We start from the raw sequence: 19147 nt of genomic DNA on the forward strand, positions 1-19147 counted from the left end.
TTCCCTGAAAAATCCTAACATTACTACGCAGCACTTCTGAGAAAAATTAAGCGTATTAATAAACGTTTAAATAAATACATAATAGATATATAGTCACCTTTGTCACTATATCACTACGTTAGGGTCAATTACTGAATGAAGAGACTTATATTATTTTTTCTGCTTTTTTCCAGCCAAGTACAGGGTCAGGAAAAGTATTATGAAATAGTGGATTTCCGGTTTTATTTGTCCGACAGTTTAGATCATCGAAATGCTATTGAAATATCTACTTTTGAGGATTTGAATAAGGTTAATGAAAATCCAGAATTGAGTATTGATACTTTGAGCCAAAGTATTGGAATTGCAACATTCAACAAAGGAAAATTTAGCTTGTCAAGTACGTGGGGAAGGAAGTTTGACATCGTTGAACAAACAGAAAACCGCATAACTTTTGAACACAATTCGCTTAAAAAAAAGGCAATCATATTCAATGAACCTTCTGATTTATTAAAAGCATTTTCTTCGAACTGTTTTGTTATTTTGTTTGAGCTTGAAAGAACTGAGTATATCATAGCAGACTCATTTAGTGGAGACAAAATTTATACTTTTTCATATCCATCATTTTCAGTTAATATAGAGCCGATTAACGATAATAGTGAGGGAGTTTTGTCTTTTGAACAAGATTCTAAAGTAACTCAAGGCTATTATGAATTGCATACATATCTCAAGCATAAAAAAATAAGCAAGTACATTTTTGAGAGTGACATCAATTATGCCAAACAATTTTACATTGATAAGAAGGGCTTCCTCTATCAGTTCAAGAATGATTCCTTGAAATTAAAGATGAGCCAAGCAATAGAAGGAGAGTCCAAAATTGCTACTAAAAACAAACTCATTGGTGAATGGAAGACAGTTAATTTTAGACATAGCTTGGATTCGTTATTTTTTGATCCAATCCTATCATTTACTATCGATCAACAATTCCGAATTAAAGAGCATTCGAATGATAGTTCTAAGACGATTTATTTTAGGAAATATGGTGCTTGGGAACTTTCTGGACAGTTAGAAATATCTCCTTCTGGCAAATACCTACTTGTAACATCCGAAATTGGCATAACCAGAGTATGGAATTACTCATTCGATGGTGAAACTTTAACTCTTGGCCTATTTCCTTCTGATCATTATCTTGAAGTGGAATTAAAAAGACCCTAACATTTGATATGAGATGCATGGCGGTTTAGCAGTAATGAAAGCCTCTGAGGTGTTAGCACGCCCCGCCGATTCTGCGATGCGTCTCATGAGAATTTAAAAATGTATGAGCAAACGTTGCCCGGCCGAATCACAGATTCGGCTATATTAGCAACCGAAACAAAGAAAATATAAAGCGCCACGACACCATATCAGGGCGTTATGGAGAACGTTCCAACCATTATTCAATAAATAGTGTCTTTTAATTATTATGGATAGTAAAGAACTATGAAAAGTATTAAAACCAACATTCTACTCATCTTCGGTCTTACAACTCTCCTCTTAGGTTGTGCTTCAGACGAAAACCCTACTCTGCATGGTGATTTTGAATTCACTATTGAATATTTGAGCACTGTGACGGTTGGCGGAGTTGTTGGAATTACTGAACGGCATTTTGAAGTAGGCGAAATTTATGAAGGAACGGACGATGGAGAAGCTACTATAGTGATAAGAATTGCCGAACACACAGAATTGAATGAAGATTGTCCAAACAGCTGGTGTTACCAAGAACTTTTATCTGTTCCGAGAGGGCATTTGAAATTCGTAGAATAAACCTAATTCTCAATGGGTCACGAACAAAAATAAATCTCCATAACATCATACATCAATTCATGCTGCATTCTGCTAGAGGGAAGATTTGAGGTTACTCTAGCCCCGCTGAATCTGCGATTCAGTACATGAGAATTGAAAAAATATGTACTGAATCCCAGATTCAGCTATATTGCAACCGAAACAATCTGCCTTACATTAAGCACGAATGATGTATAGGCGTTAGAGATAATTATTCCACAAACTATATGCGAAGAACCAAGTATTTTCTGTTGATTCTTGTCTTATGTTTTTCCAGCAAAGGCTTTTCCCAAATTGACCTATTCGACGATGCATTGAATAAGACTAATAGGAGCACTTTTGATGTTCTTTCGTCAATCAAAAATTACAACGATTCAATTACTCTAAAAAGTGCGAGCTATGAACTCAATATGGAAACGGGCTTAAATTACCTGAATTCAGGAGAGTTTTTAAAGGCTATCAGTTTTTTTAAAGTTGCGAAAACCATATATGTAAAGTCAGTCGGAGATTCTCAATTCCACTTTTCAAATGGTTTAAGTGACAAAAACCCCTACCCAGATTATTATTTGGGTATTGGTTATTTCTACTTATCAGAGTATGATAGTGCAATTCTTTATTTTGAAAACTCGCTCGAAGAGGTTCCTTATTTTATTGATGCTGTTAACTTCTTAGGAAATACCCATTTGCAAAAAGGGTCAATTGATTTGGCCCAGAAAGTTTTTCAAAATGGGTTGAAAATAAACAACGACCTAGATATTTTAATACACAACAATGCCTATTGCTACTTTTTAAAAAATGAATTAAAAGCAGCAAAAACTGAACTTGAACAGAATATAGGGTTAAACAGAACTTTTTTTCAATCATACTTTCTTCTTGGCTACATCGAGGAACTCAACGGTAATCCTAAAAAAGCTGAAGAAATATACTCGACAGCAATTCAGGAAGATTCAAGTAATAAAGATTCATTTTATAGTAGGGCGTACTTCCACCTTAGACAAAACGATATGAGTAGTGCAAAAGCTGATTACAATTCTATCATTGAAATTGATCCGCAAGAAACTACCTCAATAGTAATGTCGAGTTTGTTGACATTACATGAAGGAAATTACATAGAAGGCATCTCCAGATTATCAGATCTACTGAATAAAAGTGATGTTTTCGAGCAACAGAGTAAAAAAACCTCATCACAATACTTTGATTTGGAACTACAAAGCATCGTACAAGATATCGATGAATACACTAGCCAAAAGGAATTATACTTAATTGGCTATATGGTTGATGAAATTATTTTTAATCGAAGCACCTCTGCATCTATTGAACAAGCAAACCTTTTACTTCATACCGAACCTGAGTCAATCATAGGAAAAAGAATTTTGCTCTATTGTGAGACGATTCGAAACCCGTCGATAATAAACATTAAGCTTATTGAAGAAATATTAGGGTCTAAAAAATTTCCGTCTGTTTTATATCTAAAAGCTATGTATCATTTTAATAAGAAAGATTATGATATAAGCAAAGAAACTTTTGGCCTTTTGTTGGATACAGCTCCATATCTTGGATTTGGACATTATTATTTAGGGAGAAGTTTTGAAAAGACCAATCAGTACCACCTAGCAATATCTGCTTATACCAATGCCATAGAGAATATGCCATATTATCCCAATGCATATAACGATAGAGGAAACTGTTTTGAGAGTATAAATGAAAGTCGAAAAGCAATTAAGGACTTCAATAAAACTTTATCAATTAGTACTTTAAATGGATGGCCATACAACAATATGGGAATTAGTTACAGAAGTCTCAAACTATATGATAGCGCTATATACTGCTATAACAAGGCTTTAGAAATTAACAATTATGAATCGCCGTACTACAACATGGGGCTAGTTTATGAAGATCTAGAAGAATACGATTCAGCATTGAAAATGTATTCGCAAGCAATCGAATTAAGTCAGATTTACCCTAGTTATTATGTTCATAGAGGAGATTTATATTATCAACTTGACAATATAAAAGAGGCGATTGAAGACTACAGTAAATGCATTTCTTTAAATCCCGTCAATCCAAACTATTACAAGAACAGGGGAAATGCCTTCATTTACATTGATAAATTCGACGAAGCAATTAGCGATTTTTTAAAAGCCACGGAACTTGACCCAAATTATTCTTACGCTTTCAGAAGGTTGGGTGATGCTTATCGATATTCAGCCGATTACAATTTAGCTATTAGTAGTTATGAGAAAGCATTGATGATTAAGCCAAAATATGAATATGCAGAGTATGGACTAGCATACACATATTTGGATATGAACGAGTTGAATTTAGCTGTGAAACACTTCACTAATGCTACCGAAATTGACCCTGAATATGCATCAGCCTATGGCAATATGGGTTGGGCTTATTATCTGCTTAATGAATATGATCTTTGTATCGAAAACTCGCAGAAAGCTGTTGAACTTGATGACAGTGCTTTCTACGCAAGATTTAACATTGCATTGTCTACGCTTTGCAAAGGAGATTTTGAACAAGCAAAGTCTTTATATGATGAATTCATGAAATTAGCTGTCTCCAAAAATGCAAATGTTCAAGGTGCGAAATCTGATTTAGTTGATCTCATCAAAAAGAAGACTTTTAGTAAAGAAGCTAAACAAATCCTGAAATTGTATTTTTAAAATATCTCTAACAGACACTAAAATGAATATGCGAACTGAGCCCTTTAATATGACAATGCGAATAGGAAACTTCAGTGCTACTGGCAACTGGGGCGCATACTCATTTTAGTTAGACGTCACATCAAATAGTACTCCACCAACAACTTAGCACCAAGTACTGCCAGCACCATACCGATGCCGATACGAAGGTACCTTTTGAACTTTTCGTTCAAATACTTATTTAGTTTCTGTGCGTAATAAGCTTTCAAGACATCTGTGATCCAGACCATATTTAGCACCCCTGCAAAAAATAAGAGTTCACTGGTGGTATCATTGAATTCTGCTATGGCATAGTTGGAAATGGCCGCCCAAAAGCCCCAAATGATCGGATTGATGGCATTGAGCATGATGGCTTGAGTGAACAAACCAAACTTTTGCAAATGAGAAGATGAAGATGCCGCTGGCTTCTGTTCCTTTTCCTTTTTAAAAATAAAAACCAGCCCAAAAAGAATGAGTAGAATCCCTCCTCCTATCGACAACTCCGCTGGCGGTTCGCTGCCATCTGAAATTTGGCTCAACCCAAGCCAGGTCAAGAGAATAATAGAAGTATCTGTCAGCGCCACACCTACAATAAAATACAAGGCTTTTTTGAAGCCGTGATCAATGGCATTTTGAACGAGTGTGAGAAATACAGGACCTGTAGATAGTGAAGGCACCAAACCTGCTGATAGGCCAATAAAGTATGCAATCAAAATATAGGTTTCATTTTTGTATGATGAAAATTATACCAATTATGTCAAACAAGTTTTACGATCGTCAATTAGTTCCAAAGTCTTTGATCAAAAAGTAGGGGTTTGACCTCTTTGACTTTCAGGTGATGAAAGTTATCATGCTGTGGGTTGAGCAAATAATTGAATTCTGAAGAAACAATCGAACTCGGTACCTTCAAGCCTACTCCGCCCTGATCTAAAAATTGTCTACCTGCATCAATCGTCGAACTTGTAAAAGGGTAGCTATTCCAGACTTCAGGTAAGGCGGTCAGTTCATCTATATCAATTGAATCAGGCAACTCCAACTCCGTGCAATAAAAGCCTCTCCCGATTTGATTGGAACTACAATTCGCCATGACTTCTAACATGGCCAAAGAATGGCTTTCCGAAGTGTAAAGCATTCTTCTCCCTTTGGGGTTCCATCTGCCTCCATAGCGCATGGCACCCGTACCAGACAAATCATGAATATAAGGTTTGGTAGTAATCCGAAAAAGAATCATGAATAAACACCGTGCTCCATACGACCGAGTAAATCTTCGACAAGGGATAAACCCGTACTATTCCCTAAAAAGTCATAAGGTTTTTTGTGCGCTAAGGCCAGAAGGTCGGACTTGAGCCAAGTCTGAAATGCTGGAATACCTCCAAGCACCTCTGCTCCGTATTGATACAAAGCAGCAATCTGTAGGATACGATCGCTCACAGATGCACTTATGAGCTCTTCGTCTTTTACTTTTTCTAGGGTTCGTCTACTTACTGGTAGGAGATTAGAAAATTCAGTAAGATTCATTCCAGTCATCGATACTACTGCCAAAAAATCTGATTTGGTGATGCCTTCATGAGCCTTTTGGTATCTAACCGCAGGATCATTGATCAAACGCAATATCTCATTTGCTTTATATGACATACACAAATGTACGAATTATTTCGTAAATTATTACGCATTTTTTCGCTTATTGCACCAAGTCATTCAATTCACTCTCTGATTTTTTGAACAAGCACAATCGCTGAAATTTACCAGCCACTTGAGTTGATCCTAGTATCGCTAAACCATTGTCCGATGTTACTTGGATGGCTCCTAGTTGATATGGGCTTGAGAAGCCTAAGTAATCAACCGCAATATAAGCACCTGTATTGTCATAAAAATGCAAAGCGATTTGCTGATTCTTGGTAGTTGTCGCTATGATGATATAATCGGCATTGCCCAGTGTCATTGTTGTCATTTTCACTTTTTCGTCATACGCCCATTCTAGCATAGGATTGCCTTCTATATCGGTTGATGAGGATATTCCCGAGGTGTTTAGTGTGGCAATTGCATTAGCATATTGATCTCCATAATTGAATCGCGCTACGGCATAATTATCTCCACTTAATGATAATAAACTACTGATCCCGCCTTGATCTAGTTGACCCTGAATCACGCCGGAAGGCGTATTGTCGCTCAAATCGGTAAATAATAGGGATAAGGTATAATTGTAAAATCCATTGGCATAGTAGGTGCCATCTACAGATCGACCAGCAAAAAATGGTAATTCACGCCCAGTACGAGTAAAGTGATCAATGATAGGCTCCTCCACTTCTTGACCCGCTCCAATACCAAAAGCACTCTGAGAGGTTATGGATCCGTCAGCATTTACTAAGGATAAAACTGTAGTTCTATTGACAGAACTGTAACTCAAAAGGACAAACTGATCTTCTCCGTCATTTTCCGCATACATAGGATAGGTGGTGCCAATTCCAATAGTACTGACCACACGAGCGGAATCATCCACTTGATTGAGATAAGCTTGAAGGCTCACCGCATCCATACTGATAAAATAATGCTCTCCACCTAACACCAGAAACTTCCCGACTGGATGAACATTATTATCTCTCAAATAAGTGTTTCTAATAAAATGGCCTTCTTCATCAACACTTGAAATATAGGTACCCAGAAAATCAACATCATCGCGCCGATAGTTGCCTAAAAACAAATAGCCGTTGTCCGCAGTCTGTGTAACATCTACAGGTCTAATCTCATGATCAAACTGGTGGCTATCATAGATTCTCAAAAATGAATCCGCTGGGTTGACATCTTTGTTGTCACTGATATCACAGGACGAAATCACACTTAGCGTAATTACTCCCCAAATAAAGTTTTTAAATTTTATATTCATGAGGATTAAAAATCTGAGTTGAAGTTTTTGCTAATAAATCGCATAGGGAAAAATACGCCTACATTCATGCTAATATTGTCAATCGTAAGATCATCCATAGCATCTCCCGAGGCAGCGAGTCGATTGTCAGAATATCTATTGGATGCGTTGGCAATATTGTTCAACCCATAGCGATAGTTGATATCAAAGGAAAGGCGAACATTTCCTGGATCGTAATGCACACCTACACCAGCCGTTACTCCAAACGAAGAACCGATGAAAATATCCTTGGCTCCTACTATAATGGCCTCTGGTTGATAAGGTCTTACTGCTCCTGATGCTATGTCATTGTTTTCAATTTGGATTTCTTTATTGGCATTGAGTAAACGGCTGTAATAGGCACCTACCTGCACAAATGGTCTGATTTTTTCTTGTAAAATATCGTACTTAAACATCAGCGGTAAATCGATGTATTCCAAGTGATTTTTTTGATCATAGTTGAGTATCACCATATCGTCAGGATTGCTCACTGACTCATAAGTGTAAGAATTATGATAGGTAAAATTGAATCTTGAATAATTCGGAAAAAAGGCAATGGAAAATCCCTTGTGATAGAATACAAACTCGAGACCCACTTGAGAGCCCAAAGTCTTGAAATCATCATACTCCTTCTCTAGCTCAGAATCCACAAAATCAACTCCTTCGAAAGTTGAATAAAACTGTGTAGGATTAGCCTTGGTCAAATTGGGGCCACCTTTCAATCCTATCCAAAATTGTGTTTGCATAAATTGCTTGAGAGGATTTGGTGGTTTTTTAGGCTGCCCTTTTCGCTGCGCCATGGTCTCGAAGCCAATGAGCAAACAAAAAAGTAATAGTAGCTGATATTTACGATGCATAAGTTTAGTGCTTAACGATTAGTTTTTTTGAGTCTTTCAATAGTCCGGCATTTATTCTATAGATGTAAGTTCCTGGTTTCAGATCTGACACATCCAACTTCACTTCGTGCTCTCCGATTGCTTTTTCTTCCTGCAAAATACTTCTAACCAGCTTACCTTTATTATCGAAAAGGCTAAGTTCAACTTGAGCAGGAGCATTCAAATGGAAGCCAATTCTAGTTTCCTTATTTGCAGGATTTGGGTAACATTCTTTCAGTGAAAAACGCTGGGTCATAAATTCTTCCACCCCAGTGATTACGGATTTTGAAACTTCAACTTTTTCTAAAGCCTCTCCATCATCACCAGTTCCATCTATGTAATTGTTAAAGAAAATGTCATTGGTAATTACGCTTTTGTCGACTTGGAGCCAGTCCTCCAAAATACTGGCATAGATCTGTCGGTAATCATACTGCATCCCTACATTATTTTCAGACATATCTGGATTGGTACCAAACACACCGGGGTTTGCTCCTTTTCCGAAAATGAACATGGGCCCTCCCGTACCATGATCTGTACCATAGCTGCCATTAGAACCGATTCGTCTACCAAATTCCGACATGGTCACTGTCAAAACCCGGTCTTCGATCCCTCGAGCTCGCAAATCTGCCTGAAAAGCATTCATCGCGGAAGAAATGTGATAAAGTAAGGAAGCATGATTACCCATGGTAGGATCATAAGATTCCACTTGATCGGCATGAGTATCGAATCCACCAACCTTTACCAGAAAGACCTTAGTTTTAGCTCCTAATCCTGGTCCACCGCCATCCAAAAGTCTTGCTACTAATTCCAGTTGAGGGGTCAGTCGATTGCTCTTGGCTCCATCTGGCGCATTGAAAGGATAAACACTCGGATAGGTAACCGACGAAGCTGAAGCGGCATTATATATTTCCAACAGCCTGCCAGCATAATCCTCCGATTTGTCTTCTAGACCCAATATCCAGTTCATCTCATTCCAATAAGGAGAGTTGAGTAAGTAGTCTGGAGGAGTACCTCTTGGATCTGAACCTTGATCCACAAACCCATCTAAGTTTTCTATCAAATCTGCGAATCTTTGAGGGTTCCCTCCTAATGAAATAGAAGACGGAATATTACCGTTCTGATGAAAGACCAAAGAAACATCACTCCCAAGTTCTATAGCCAAAGGATCAGGCATGTCGTTGTTTGGGAAATCATCGGGATACACTTGAGGGGAATATTCACTTTGCAAATAGCGTCCTACCCATCCTGATGAGTAAAAATCATCTATTCCGCCGCCCATATTCCAAATATCCCTTCCACGAAAATGCGAACCATTATTATTTTTGTACGACACGCCTTGTACAATCGCCATTCGCCCTCTGTCGTACAAGTCTTTGACTCCTTGCATATCTGGATGCAGACCAATTTGATCTGCTGCAGCCAAAGTACTATCTAACGGAATGTATCTTCTCGCGCCATTTTTTGCTGGAATGGCAATATTTGCCCTGCGGTTGTAATATTGATCATACTGATCGACAGGTATGATCGTATTCACACCATCATTTCCTCCCAACAACTGAAGAATCACAAGGACTCGGTCGTTCGTACTACTTGCAGCCATTTGACGGAAGTAATTATTTCGAGCAATCAAATTGATCGGAACACCACTAATAGCAAATGGAAGTCCGGCAGCCAAAGGTATCTTTTTTAGAAAATTTCTTCTTTTCATGTGGTTAGGCTTAGGAGAGCTGAAACTCTGGTGATTGCAATAGTGCGTTGAATAAATTCTTTAATTGGCTTTCTACCACTTCTCCATCTTCCACATTGGTCCATCTAAAGTTCCAGGAACCTTCTGGATCTGCATCGATCTGTGGACTATACAAAAATGCCATTAGGAAATAGTTGAGTCTTTCAGCAGTAATTTCCGAAGAATCATCGCCAGTCGAGTCAAAAGTGAGGCTATCGTTCATCGGTAAAAAGTATCTACACAGCTCGATGATTAAATCATGTGCATCATCAGCCACCGTCGAAAAATTGTCTCTAACAAATTGCACTACATCTACGCCTACTCCTCCTGGCTCATCAGCATCCATATTATCTACCAACCGCTGGATAAACTGATAGCGTTCTGCTAGATAGTTGGTCGAAATCCAACTTCTGTTATAAATAGGGAACTGATGATAAGCTGGGTAACCTGCAACTTCAGGGGGTTCATAATAGACCATTCCTTGGCTGCTCATGGCCTGCTGAATACTTCCCATGAAAGTGTAGTAGTTTTCTAAATCTGTATTGTAATCTGGAATCTCTACTTCGAGACTTTTGAGTGTACCCAAAGCCAAATCCAAAGGTGATTTGATAATACCACCAAAATTGTCATTGGAAGTTCCAGCACCAGCTTCATAAAAATGCTCACTCTGAAAAAGATCAACCAATACTGGCTGAAGTTTGTACCCACTATTGATAAATGTTTGTGTCAGGTTGTCTATAATGTCATTATCGAGATCTTCATCAATACTGTAATAGACATAAAATCGATAAATTTTACGACAGATATTTTTTGCCGCTTCATCTGATTCGCTGTAAATCATCTCTACCAGTTGATTAATTTCATCTATAGCACTTTCTTCTGTAGCAGAACCGCCTTGCAATAATTCTACGTCAGGAGTGACCGTGGCGTCGTTGAATCGATAACTAAACTGTTTGGTGGTGTTGTCATGGGAAGAAGCAATAGTACCACCACGAATCACGCCTTTAGGAAGCTCCGTTTCCTCATCGATGTTGGTAAAGGCATCGTCAATATTGAATCCTGAAAATACCAGTGCAGCTGCTTGCACATCTTGTTCCGTGTAATTGAAATAGTCTCCTGGAGCGGGCAAGGCTGATACCGTCCCTTCTAAACCACGTCCAATTGAGAAAAGCTCTAAAAATTCCCTTCCAAAATTTTCATTGGGACTACCTAATACATTGGTATCTCCATCCAAGTATCTAAGCATAGCATTGTCTATGCAAATCTTCTTTGACAAAGATTTGAAATTAAGTTCTGGATCTTCATTGTCATCAAAACTGAATTGTCGGAAAAGTGCATTCTGATAATAGATGGATTTACTATTTGCTACTTTAGATTCAATAGTGGTAAAAATAGTGTGCAGTAAAAAAGTAATTTTTTCACGAGTTGCATAGGATATTGCTTGATCATCAGCCACACCCAAAGCTAGCATTTGACCAAAATGCCAAGACTTAAAATAAGAGTTCAGACCTCTATCATCTGAATTAGCATCAGTAGTTGGCTCAGTAATCCACTCTTGACCTGTTGCTGGGTCAATGGGCAACTCAGGCTCAGCTAGATCTTCCATAATGAACAATAAGTCCATGGCTTCGCTAGCGGTGAGCGCCGCTACTTGATCAATTTGTGTTTTAGTCGCGCCGAAAGTGGCCCTTCTAAGCAAATGAGCGGCGCGTTTTCTTCCTAACGTACCAGCCAAAGCGGTTAGCGGCATAATTGGTGATTTATAATTAGACTAATGGCAAAGAGCCAAATACAATATTATCTGAAATATGAATAAAAACGAACTATCCTAAGAAATAATATAACTATTTGTAGATATTTTAAATAATTAGATTAAACGTTGAAAAACTAGCAAGAAGGCGTGCTTTTAGATTGAATGAAACGATCCCATTCTTTTTGCCTTTCATTATTTAATACCCTAGGAAATTTGTGTTGCCCACCTACTTTTCCCTGAGCCCTCATCCAGGAATAAAAAACAGAAGTAGGAAGAAAATTCACAAAAACTTCTTTTAGAGCAGCAGACCGCTCAGTCCTATAATCATCATTTAGCTTTTTCAGATTCTCATCTAATAACTTCTTAAATCTGCCTTGATTCACTGGGTCATCAACCCCTACATACCACCGATGGGCAAATAAGGACTCAAAAGCCTCGCCACAAACTGTAAACTCCTTAATCGTCACATTCAATTGATTAGCGGTAAGCTCCAAAGCTTCATTCATATTGTCTAAAGACAAATGCTCACCACACAAGCTTAAAAAATGCTTGGTTCTGCCTTTAATAATTATCTCCGCATCTTTTACATTAGTAAATTCTATCACATCACCAATTAAGTACCGCCAAGTACCTGCATTCGTACTTATCAAAAGTGCGTACTCCTGACTCTCAACCACTTCATCAATTTTAAAAGTTTTCGGATTACTTATGAGCTGACCGCTTAAGTCAAAGTTATCTTTCGTAAAAGGAATAAATTCATAGAAGATACCGTTGTTCAAGACCAGCTTCATAGATGAATAATCAGGCTTATCCTGAAAGGCAATAAATCCTTCTGAAGCCAAATAGGTTTCCATATAATGAATAGGTTCAGCTAAGAGTTTTTCAAATCCTCTTTTGTATGGTTTGAATGAAACCCCACCATGAACAAATACTTTGAGGTTTGGCCAAATATCATGAATGGTACTCACTTGATAGTGGTCAATAATTTTCTCCATGAGCAATTGAATCCAAGCTGGAACACCGACAATCACACCTACATTCCATTTTTTCGCTTTAAGCACCATTTCATCCAATTTCGTGTCCCAATTGGCAGCCTTGGCTATTTTCCGATCAGGCTTGGCAAACCGCTGCAGCCAAATGGGTATCTGACTGGTAGTAATTCCGCTCAAGTCTCCTTCAAAATAGGTACCATTGAATTTCAAATCGGTACTTCCCCCAACCATCAAAATATCGGTTTCATAATATTTGGAATCGATTTCCAATTTGGCCAAAGCCAGTAACTGTCTCACCCCTGTCTTCTGCATGGACTTCAGAATATCCTTGGTGACGGGAATATATTTAGATGGAGCACCAGAAGTGCCTGAACTCAAGGCATAGTATTTCACTTTACCAGGCCAAGTCACTCCTTTTATTCCATCTCTTGATTTAGACCACCATTCTTCATTTATCGCATCATAATCATGGATGGGCACATTACTGGTGTAGTATTTATAAAAAAGGCTGGTGTCTTGATCTTTAAAACCATTCAAAATGGTTTTAAAGTAATAATGCCGACCGAAATATGTATCCTTAGCTGCTATTAATAATTTTCGCAATTCCGCTTTTTGCAGATCAATAGACGAAGTGTAGTCCTGCTCTAAACTCTCTCGCAGACGAATACCACGCTTGAGTAAATTTCCTAATATAGCCATGTGAAATGAACAACTGATTGATAAAATTGATTCATCAAATTAGTAGAAATAATCCTCAGAACTATTCTAAGTTGGTTGTTATTTTGTTAATTCACGATTAAGAAATTAAGTAAAAGACATGTCCGTAGCAGATAAAATACAATCCATCCAAAAAGAGCTTGACTCTACCACTGCCAAACTCATAGCAGTAAGTAAAACCAAACCAAACGAATTGATTTTAGAAGCATATGAGGCGGGACAAAGAGCTTTTGGTGAAAACAAAGTTCAAGAGATGGTTGAAAAAGAAGCCATTCTTCCTAAGGATATTGAGTGGCACATGATTGGTCACTTACAGCGAAATAAGGTGAAATACATCGCTCCATTTGTTCATTTGATACACGGCGTTGACACTATCAAGCTTCTTAAAGAAATCAACAAACAAGGAAAGAAAAACAATCGAATCATTCCTTGTCTATTGCAAGTACATATAGCAAAAGAGGAAACTAAATTTGGGTTTAGTGAAACTGAAATCAATGAATTTTTGGCGTCAAACCAATTAAATGAATTGGAAAATATAAACATTCAGGGATTGATGGGCATGGCGACAAATACGGACGACAACCACCAAGTCCGTGCTGAATTCTCAGGGTTGAAAACGCTCTTCGATTCGCTCAAAAGTCAATACCAACATTCACAACTAAACCTCAGTGAAATCTCCATGGGAATGAGTGGCGACTATCCTATTGCTGTAGAAGAAGGCAGTACAATGGTAAGAATTGGTAGTACGATTTTTGGAGCTAGAAACTATACCCAGTCCAGATAGTTATTGCTTTTCAGAAACTGCTCCTCTCAATTTCATTAACTTATTTAACAAATCAAACCAAAATGGTGCACCTAGAGAAATGGCCAATGCGGTGATTAGGTATCCTAAAACACTTGGCCAAACAAAAAGCAATCTAAATAGGTATTGCCACTTCTGACAAGTTGAAATTTTAACAGTTGATTTTTCAACTTTATTCTTTCCTATGATTTTTGATGCTAGCCCTGCATTGATCCAATCGGGATATATTACTCTGTTCTTTTTGTCTATCAACAAAGAATCAGGTAGCCAAGATCCCAATCCTAAAACTGAGTTTGCCGACTCAATATCTTTGTTTAGTTCTTTTTTGATATTCATGAGTGAATCCAACCGAGCATTATAATCAGTGATTAATACTCGAGAGGCAGAATCCAGCTGCAGCGTAGAATCAGCTCCAATTTTCAGACTGTCCGATACCAATAGTCCATATTTTTCATAGCTATTGTTTTCTAAATAGGCTCCCGCCATCTGAACCATTTGTTCTCTGGCATCTTGATCTACTGAAAGTTTTTTCACGATTGAAAATGTATCCACATTAAAAACCCAGGCCAGTACAAATCCGATGATCAATAAGATTTTTTGCATTCGCTGCTTGTACCAATCGGTAGTCTGCATCATGGTTCTATCAAACCAATTCTCCAATTCTTTTTTAAAGGCTTTGAGATCACCTTCACAATCATCTAATATGCTTTGAATGTATTCTGCAGTCTTGCGACCTAAAACACGTCTGGCTCCTTCTATATAACCTTCAGTTCCTTCGGGTAAGCATAAATTTTTCAATCCAGATTTAAGTTTTTCAGCTTCTGTAGTACCAGTACCCACGGCTTTCACCTTATCTATTATGACTTTAGCAAAATTTACCGCTTTAATCGCCGAAGGATTCAGGTTCGCCTTTCTACCTAAATATTTTATTTCCTGATGATTATAAAAATTATTTACTAAGTCGTTGATATAATTGCTCGGCAGAATATTAAACAATTCCATAAATCTTGGGAAATTGCTCCCTTCCCCTTCTTCATCATTGATCATTCGATTGATAGCTTCTTTCAGATTTCTTGCTCTGAGCATCAAATTGGTCGAGATGATTTCCGCCACTAAAGAGGCAAACAAGCTGTAGAGTAGATAAATAAATACTAGCCCAATGACAACGTCTATTGCAACACTTCCAGTCATGATCGTTTAGGTTTAGATAAAATTAGGATTGTAATAAAGACTCCATGATAGATTTGGATTGATTACCATATACTCCATCAACAGTGAGTTGATTGTTGGCTTGAAGTAACTTGAGTGCTTTAATTGTTTTATTGCCAAAGTCACCATCTGCGTCACCACAATTGAACCCTAATTTATTTAGTACATTTTGTAATTTGATCACTTCGGCACCTTTGTCTCCTTTTTTCAAAACTGGCTCTGGAATTTCAAGTTGTATTTCAGCACCCATTCGACGATAACCCAGCACCTTTCCAGCATCATAAGCCGCTACAGAAACTGCATTTCCTTGATTACCTCCTATGCAGAATACTTTCTTTTTGTCATCTGAATGTCCTAGATAAATACCCACATGCCCTTTCCAAGAATGCAAACTCTCTCGCCAAAAAACTACTACATCTCCAGGTCTTGGAGTAGCAGATTCACTCCCAACTTGTAACCAGCTCCGAGCATTGGCTTTACCACTTCGCTCATAGTTCAATTCATCACAGCAAAAATTCACAAAAATGCTACACCAGGGTGTTTCATCATCTTTGATACCCGGAAAATTGGATTGTTCTGCATATGACACAATTCGCGGATTGTGTTGACTTCCAGAAATTTCAGTTTGACCCAATTCTTTGAAGGCCACTTGGAGAAGCTTACTCATGATAGGTTGGTTTTGGTTTGTTTATCCTAAGATAAAAGAAAAATGAACATAAATCAATCTCCTTTCCAAAGCATTTCGACTTACCCAATCATGTGGAAATTTGTCATTCAAAAAATAGCCTAAAACATACATGCTAAGCTATTTTTTTCATTCGGCCGGCCAGCCGTCTAAAAGTAGTTGAGCACCAGCAGGATTCGTTGCGAATGGGATATTATGTACATCACAAAGTCTCATCAACATCTGAATGTCTGGTTCATGAGGATGTTTGCCTTGAGGGTCTCTAAAGAAAAATATTAAATCCATTTTACCTTCTGCCACCAAGGTAGCAATCTGTGCATCCCCTCCCATAGGCCCTGAAAGCAATTTCCTCACTTTCAATCCTGCTTTTTCTGCATGTGAACCAGTGGTACCTGTGGCAACAATATCCGCTTTAGCGATTCGATCTTTATTTTGAAGTAAGAAGCCAACCATTTCGGCTTTTTTTCCATCATGGGCAATTACTGCTAGTCTCATATTCGTTTCTTTATTGAAGATGCTTCAAAAGCAATTTATACGTCATCACGAGTGAAGCGAAGTGATCTTTTTGTTAAGATACGTACATAATCTTAAGATTGCTTCACGTTGTTCGCAATGACGGAACACTTTTGAAACATCTTCATTTCTCAAATCATCTCCACTCCTTCCACTGATTGATCAAACTATTGGTTGATCCATCGTGAGAAGTCACCTTTTCATCGCCTTGAAGCTCAGGAAGGATTTGTCCTGCCAATTGCTTACCTAGCTCTACACCCCACTGATCGAAACTGAATACGTTCCAAATGACACCTTGCACAAAAATCTTATGCTCGTACATAGCGATCAAAGCACCGAGATTGAATGGTGTGATTTTTTTGATCAATATAGAATTGGTCGGCTGATTACCTTCAAAAATCTTGAATGGCAACAAGAAGTCAATATCCTCCTCCTCCATTCCTGTTTTCAACAATTCATCGATCACAGTCTCTTCCATTTTACCTTTCATCAAAGCTTCGGTCTGGGCAAAGAAATTAGCCAGGAGCTTTTCGTGATGATCACTTATCGGATTCTGACTTTGCGCAGCAGCAATAAAATCCGAAGGAATCAACTTTGTCCCTTGGTGAATTAATTGATAAAAAGCATGTTGCCCATTGGTGCCTGGTTCACCCCAGATAATCTGTCCTGTTTGGATCGCAATAGGTTCTCCGTTTCTGTCTATGAACTTCCCATTACTCTCCATGTCGCCTTGCTGCAAATAGCTAGCAAAACGATGCAAATACTGGTCGTAAGGCAGAATCGCATGAGACTCAGCACCAAAGAAATTGTTGTACCATACACCCAAAAGTGCTAGAATCACTGGTAAATTATTTTCAAATTCAGTTTCACGGAAGTGAATATCCATGGCCTCCGCCCCGTCCAAGAGCTCTTTGAAATTGTCATATCCAATCGCACAAGCAATAGACATACCTATAGATGACCAAAGCGAATAGCGACCGCCTACCCAGTCCCAAAACTCGAACATATTGGCAGAATCAATACCAAAATCCTCTACTGATTTCTTATTGGTAGAGAGTGCAATGAAATGTTTGGCAATAGCGCTCTCGTCTTTAGCGATATTCAAAAACCAATCTTTGGCTGAATTGGCGTTGGTCATGGTTTCCTGAGTCGTAAATGTTTTTGATGCGATGATGAACAAAGTCTCTGCCGCATCCACTTTCTGCAACACCTGATGCAGATGTGAACCATCTACATTCGACACAAAGTAAGAATTGATGTTTTCTTTTTGATAAGGTTTCAATGCCTCAGTGACCATATAAGGGCCTAGGTCAGATCCACCAATACCAATGTTCACAATGTTTTTAATGACCTTTCCATCAAAACCTTTCAAATCTCCTGCATGAAGTTTGGTTGTAAAGGCTTTCATTTTCTCCAATTCCTTAGCTATCAAAGGACGGACATTCTCGCCATCTACTTCCAACGGTTCCTTGCTATTGCTTCTAAGTGCCGTGTGCAACACTGCCCTATCTTCTGTCTCGTTGATTTTTTCACCAGTAAACATGGCCTCTATGGCCTCTTTCAATTGGCAGTCCTTGGCCAATTGCATCAACAAGGTTTGCGTTTTGTCAGAGTAAATGTTTTTAGAATAATCTAAAAGGAAGTCTTTCCATTGAATGGAAAATTTACTGAATCGCTCAACGTCCTTTTCGAACATGTCGATAATAGGATCTTTCGAAATGTCCTCGTAGTGATTTTCTAAGGCTTCCCAAGCCTTTGTTTCAGCAGGATTTACTTTTGGAAACATATTAAATTAGTGTTTTGTCAATTGTCAATTTTTCTAACAATTTCAAGTCAATGTTGTTGTGTGAATCTATGATCACATGTGCTTTGGTTAAATCCTGGTTTCCAGAATTCAAATTGCGATAACCTATACATTTCATACCTGCAGAAATAGCCGCTTGTACGCCATGTTTGGCATCTTCTATTACCACACAATGCTTTGGGTCTACGCCCAAAGTTTTGGCAGCTAACAAAAAAATATCAGGATTGGGCTTTGTTTTCTCTACGTCCTGGCTACTTACATAACCTTCGAAGTATTGGGTAATGGCAAATTTATCTAAAACCAGTTTAATATTCTCTCTTGAAGCCGAAGAAGCTACAATCATTTTTGTACCACTGGTTTTGATACGATCTAAAAGACCAATTAAGCCCTCAATAGGATCGAAGTCTTTTTCTTTCAAACCATTGATATATGCATCATCTCCTTCGATTGTTAATTCCTTCCAGCTAGCATCTAGTCTATATTTTTCAATATGACCAGCCCAAAGGTCTCGCGTGCGCATACCTACGTATTTGGCATGTTCGGAAAACGGATAATCGGTGACACCGAAACGTTTTAGAATTTCAAACTCTGTCTCATAATGAATGGGCTCACTGTCCATAATTACCCCATCCATATCAAATATTACTGCTTCTAGCATTGGTAAAAGATTAGGCGGCAAAAC

The 19147-nt window shown here is 38.2% G+C and carries 17 protein-coding genes; 4 read left to right on the forward strand and 13 right to left on the reverse strand.

From position 1 onward, the window contains the following. The first annotated feature begins 135 nt into the window (after nt 1-135). From ABJH98_RS10075 to ABJH98_RS10085, 3 genes are all read left to right on the forward strand, one after another. The gene (locus tag ABJH98_RS10075) at nt 136-1191 is read left to right on the forward strand and encodes a hypothetical protein (RefSeq protein WP_348307542.1); all 1056 of its coding nucleotides are present in this window, start codon (nt 136-138) and stop codon (nt 1189-1191) included. A gap of 264 nt (nt 1192-1455) precedes the next feature. Then, nucleotides 1456-1779: a hypothetical protein gene (locus ABJH98_RS10080; protein ID WP_348307543.1), complete on the forward strand. Its 324-nt coding sequence runs from the start codon at nt 1456-1458 to the stop codon at nt 1777-1779. Between the two features lie 245 nt (nt 1780-2024). After that, nucleotides 2025-4469: a tetratricopeptide repeat protein gene (locus tag ABJH98_RS10085; protein WP_348307544.1), complete on the forward strand. Its 2445-nt coding sequence runs from the start codon at nt 2025-2027 to the stop codon at nt 4467-4469. 116 nt (nt 4470-4585) lie between these two features. Here ABJH98_RS10085 and ABJH98_RS10090 read toward each other — a convergent pair whose 3' ends face one another. From ABJH98_RS10090 to ABJH98_RS10125, 8 genes are all read right to left on the reverse strand, one after another. After that, nucleotides 4586-5200 (reverse strand): LysE family transporter, encoded by a 615-nt coding sequence (locus ABJH98_RS10090; protein WP_348307545.1) that lies wholly within the window; start codon nt 5198-5200, stop codon nt 4586-4588. 68 nt (nt 5201-5268) lie between these two features. Next, complete coding sequence (locus tag ABJH98_RS10095; protein WP_348307546.1) at nt 5269-5718, reverse strand: RES domain-containing protein; 450 nt, start codon at nt 5716-5718, stop codon at nt 5269-5271. After that, complete coding sequence (locus ABJH98_RS10100; RefSeq protein ID WP_348307547.1) at nt 5715-6122, reverse strand: antitoxin Xre/MbcA/ParS toxin-binding domain-containing protein; 408 nt, start codon at nt 6120-6122, stop codon at nt 5715-5717. The genes ABJH98_RS10095 and ABJH98_RS10100 overlap by 4 nt, the downstream gene beginning before the upstream one ends. A 46-nt stretch (nt 6123-6168) precedes the next feature. Further along, a complete protein-coding gene (locus ABJH98_RS10105) occupies nt 6169-7371 on the reverse strand; it encodes a hypothetical protein (protein WP_348307548.1) in 1203 nt (400 codons plus the stop codon). A 5-nt stretch (nt 7372-7376) separates the two neighbouring features. Continuing rightward, complete coding sequence (locus ABJH98_RS10110) at nt 7377-8135, reverse strand: outer membrane beta-barrel protein (protein WP_348307549.1); 759 nt, start codon at nt 8133-8135, stop codon at nt 7377-7379. Nucleotides 8136-8250: 115 nt separating this feature from the next. Continuing rightward, a complete protein-coding gene (locus tag ABJH98_RS10115; RefSeq protein ID WP_348307550.1) occupies nt 8251-9972 on the reverse strand; it encodes a DUF1501 domain-containing protein in 1722 nt (573 codons plus the stop codon). Between the two features lie 10 nt (nt 9973-9982). Next, nucleotides 9983-11740 carry a DUF1800 family protein gene (locus ABJH98_RS10120; RefSeq protein ID WP_348307551.1) on the reverse strand — a complete coding sequence of 586 codons (1758 nt, stop codon included), beginning with the start codon at nt 11738-11740 and terminating at the stop codon, nt 9983-9985. A gap of 137 nt (nt 11741-11877) precedes the next feature. Next, complete coding sequence (locus ABJH98_RS10125) at nt 11878-13434, reverse strand: GH3 auxin-responsive promoter family protein (protein ID WP_348307552.1); 1557 nt, start codon at nt 13432-13434, stop codon at nt 11878-11880. A 118-nt stretch (nt 13435-13552) separates the two neighbouring features. On the opposite strand from ABJH98_RS10125, the gene ABJH98_RS10130 reads away from it, so the two are divergent. Beyond that, on the forward strand, nt 13553-14236 hold the full coding sequence (locus tag ABJH98_RS10130; RefSeq protein ID WP_348307553.1) for a YggS family pyridoxal phosphate-dependent enzyme: 684 nt from the start codon (nt 13553-13555) through the stop codon (nt 14234-14236). On the opposite strand, the gene ABJH98_RS10135 is transcribed toward ABJH98_RS10130, so the two are convergent. The 5 genes from ABJH98_RS10135 to ABJH98_RS10155 all read right to left on the reverse strand — a co-directional run bounded on the left by ABJH98_RS10135 (nt 14237) and on the right by ABJH98_RS10155 (nt 19123). Continuing rightward, nucleotides 14237-15445 (reverse strand): hypothetical protein, encoded by a 1209-nt coding sequence (locus tag ABJH98_RS10135; protein WP_348307554.1) that lies wholly within the window; start codon nt 15443-15445, stop codon nt 14237-14239. Nucleotides 15446-15467: 22 nt separating this feature from the next. Beyond that, a complete protein-coding gene (locus ABJH98_RS10140; protein ID WP_348307555.1) occupies nt 15468-16130 on the reverse strand; it encodes a TIGR02594 family protein in 663 nt (220 codons plus the stop codon). Between the two features lie 147 nt (nt 16131-16277). Beyond that, the gene (locus ABJH98_RS10145; protein WP_348307556.1) at nt 16278-16643 is read right to left on the reverse strand and encodes a methylglyoxal synthase; all 366 of its coding nucleotides are present in this window, start codon (nt 16641-16643) and stop codon (nt 16278-16280) included. Between the two features lie 154 nt (nt 16644-16797). Continuing rightward, entirely contained in the window at nt 16798-18447 is a 1650-nt protein-coding gene (gene pgi, locus ABJH98_RS10150) for a glucose-6-phosphate isomerase (RefSeq protein WP_348307557.1), read from the reverse strand. Between the two features lies 1 nt (nt 18448). Next, a complete protein-coding gene (locus tag ABJH98_RS10155) occupies nt 18449-19123 on the reverse strand; it encodes an HAD family phosphatase (RefSeq protein ID WP_348307558.1) in 675 nt (224 codons plus the stop codon). Between the last annotated feature and the right edge of the window lie 24 nt (nt 19124-19147).

It is taken from the genome of Reichenbachiella sp., from assembly GCF_039969095.1.
Classification (GTDB): Bacteria; Bacteroidota; Bacteroidia; order Cytophagales; family Cyclobacteriaceae; genus Reichenbachiella.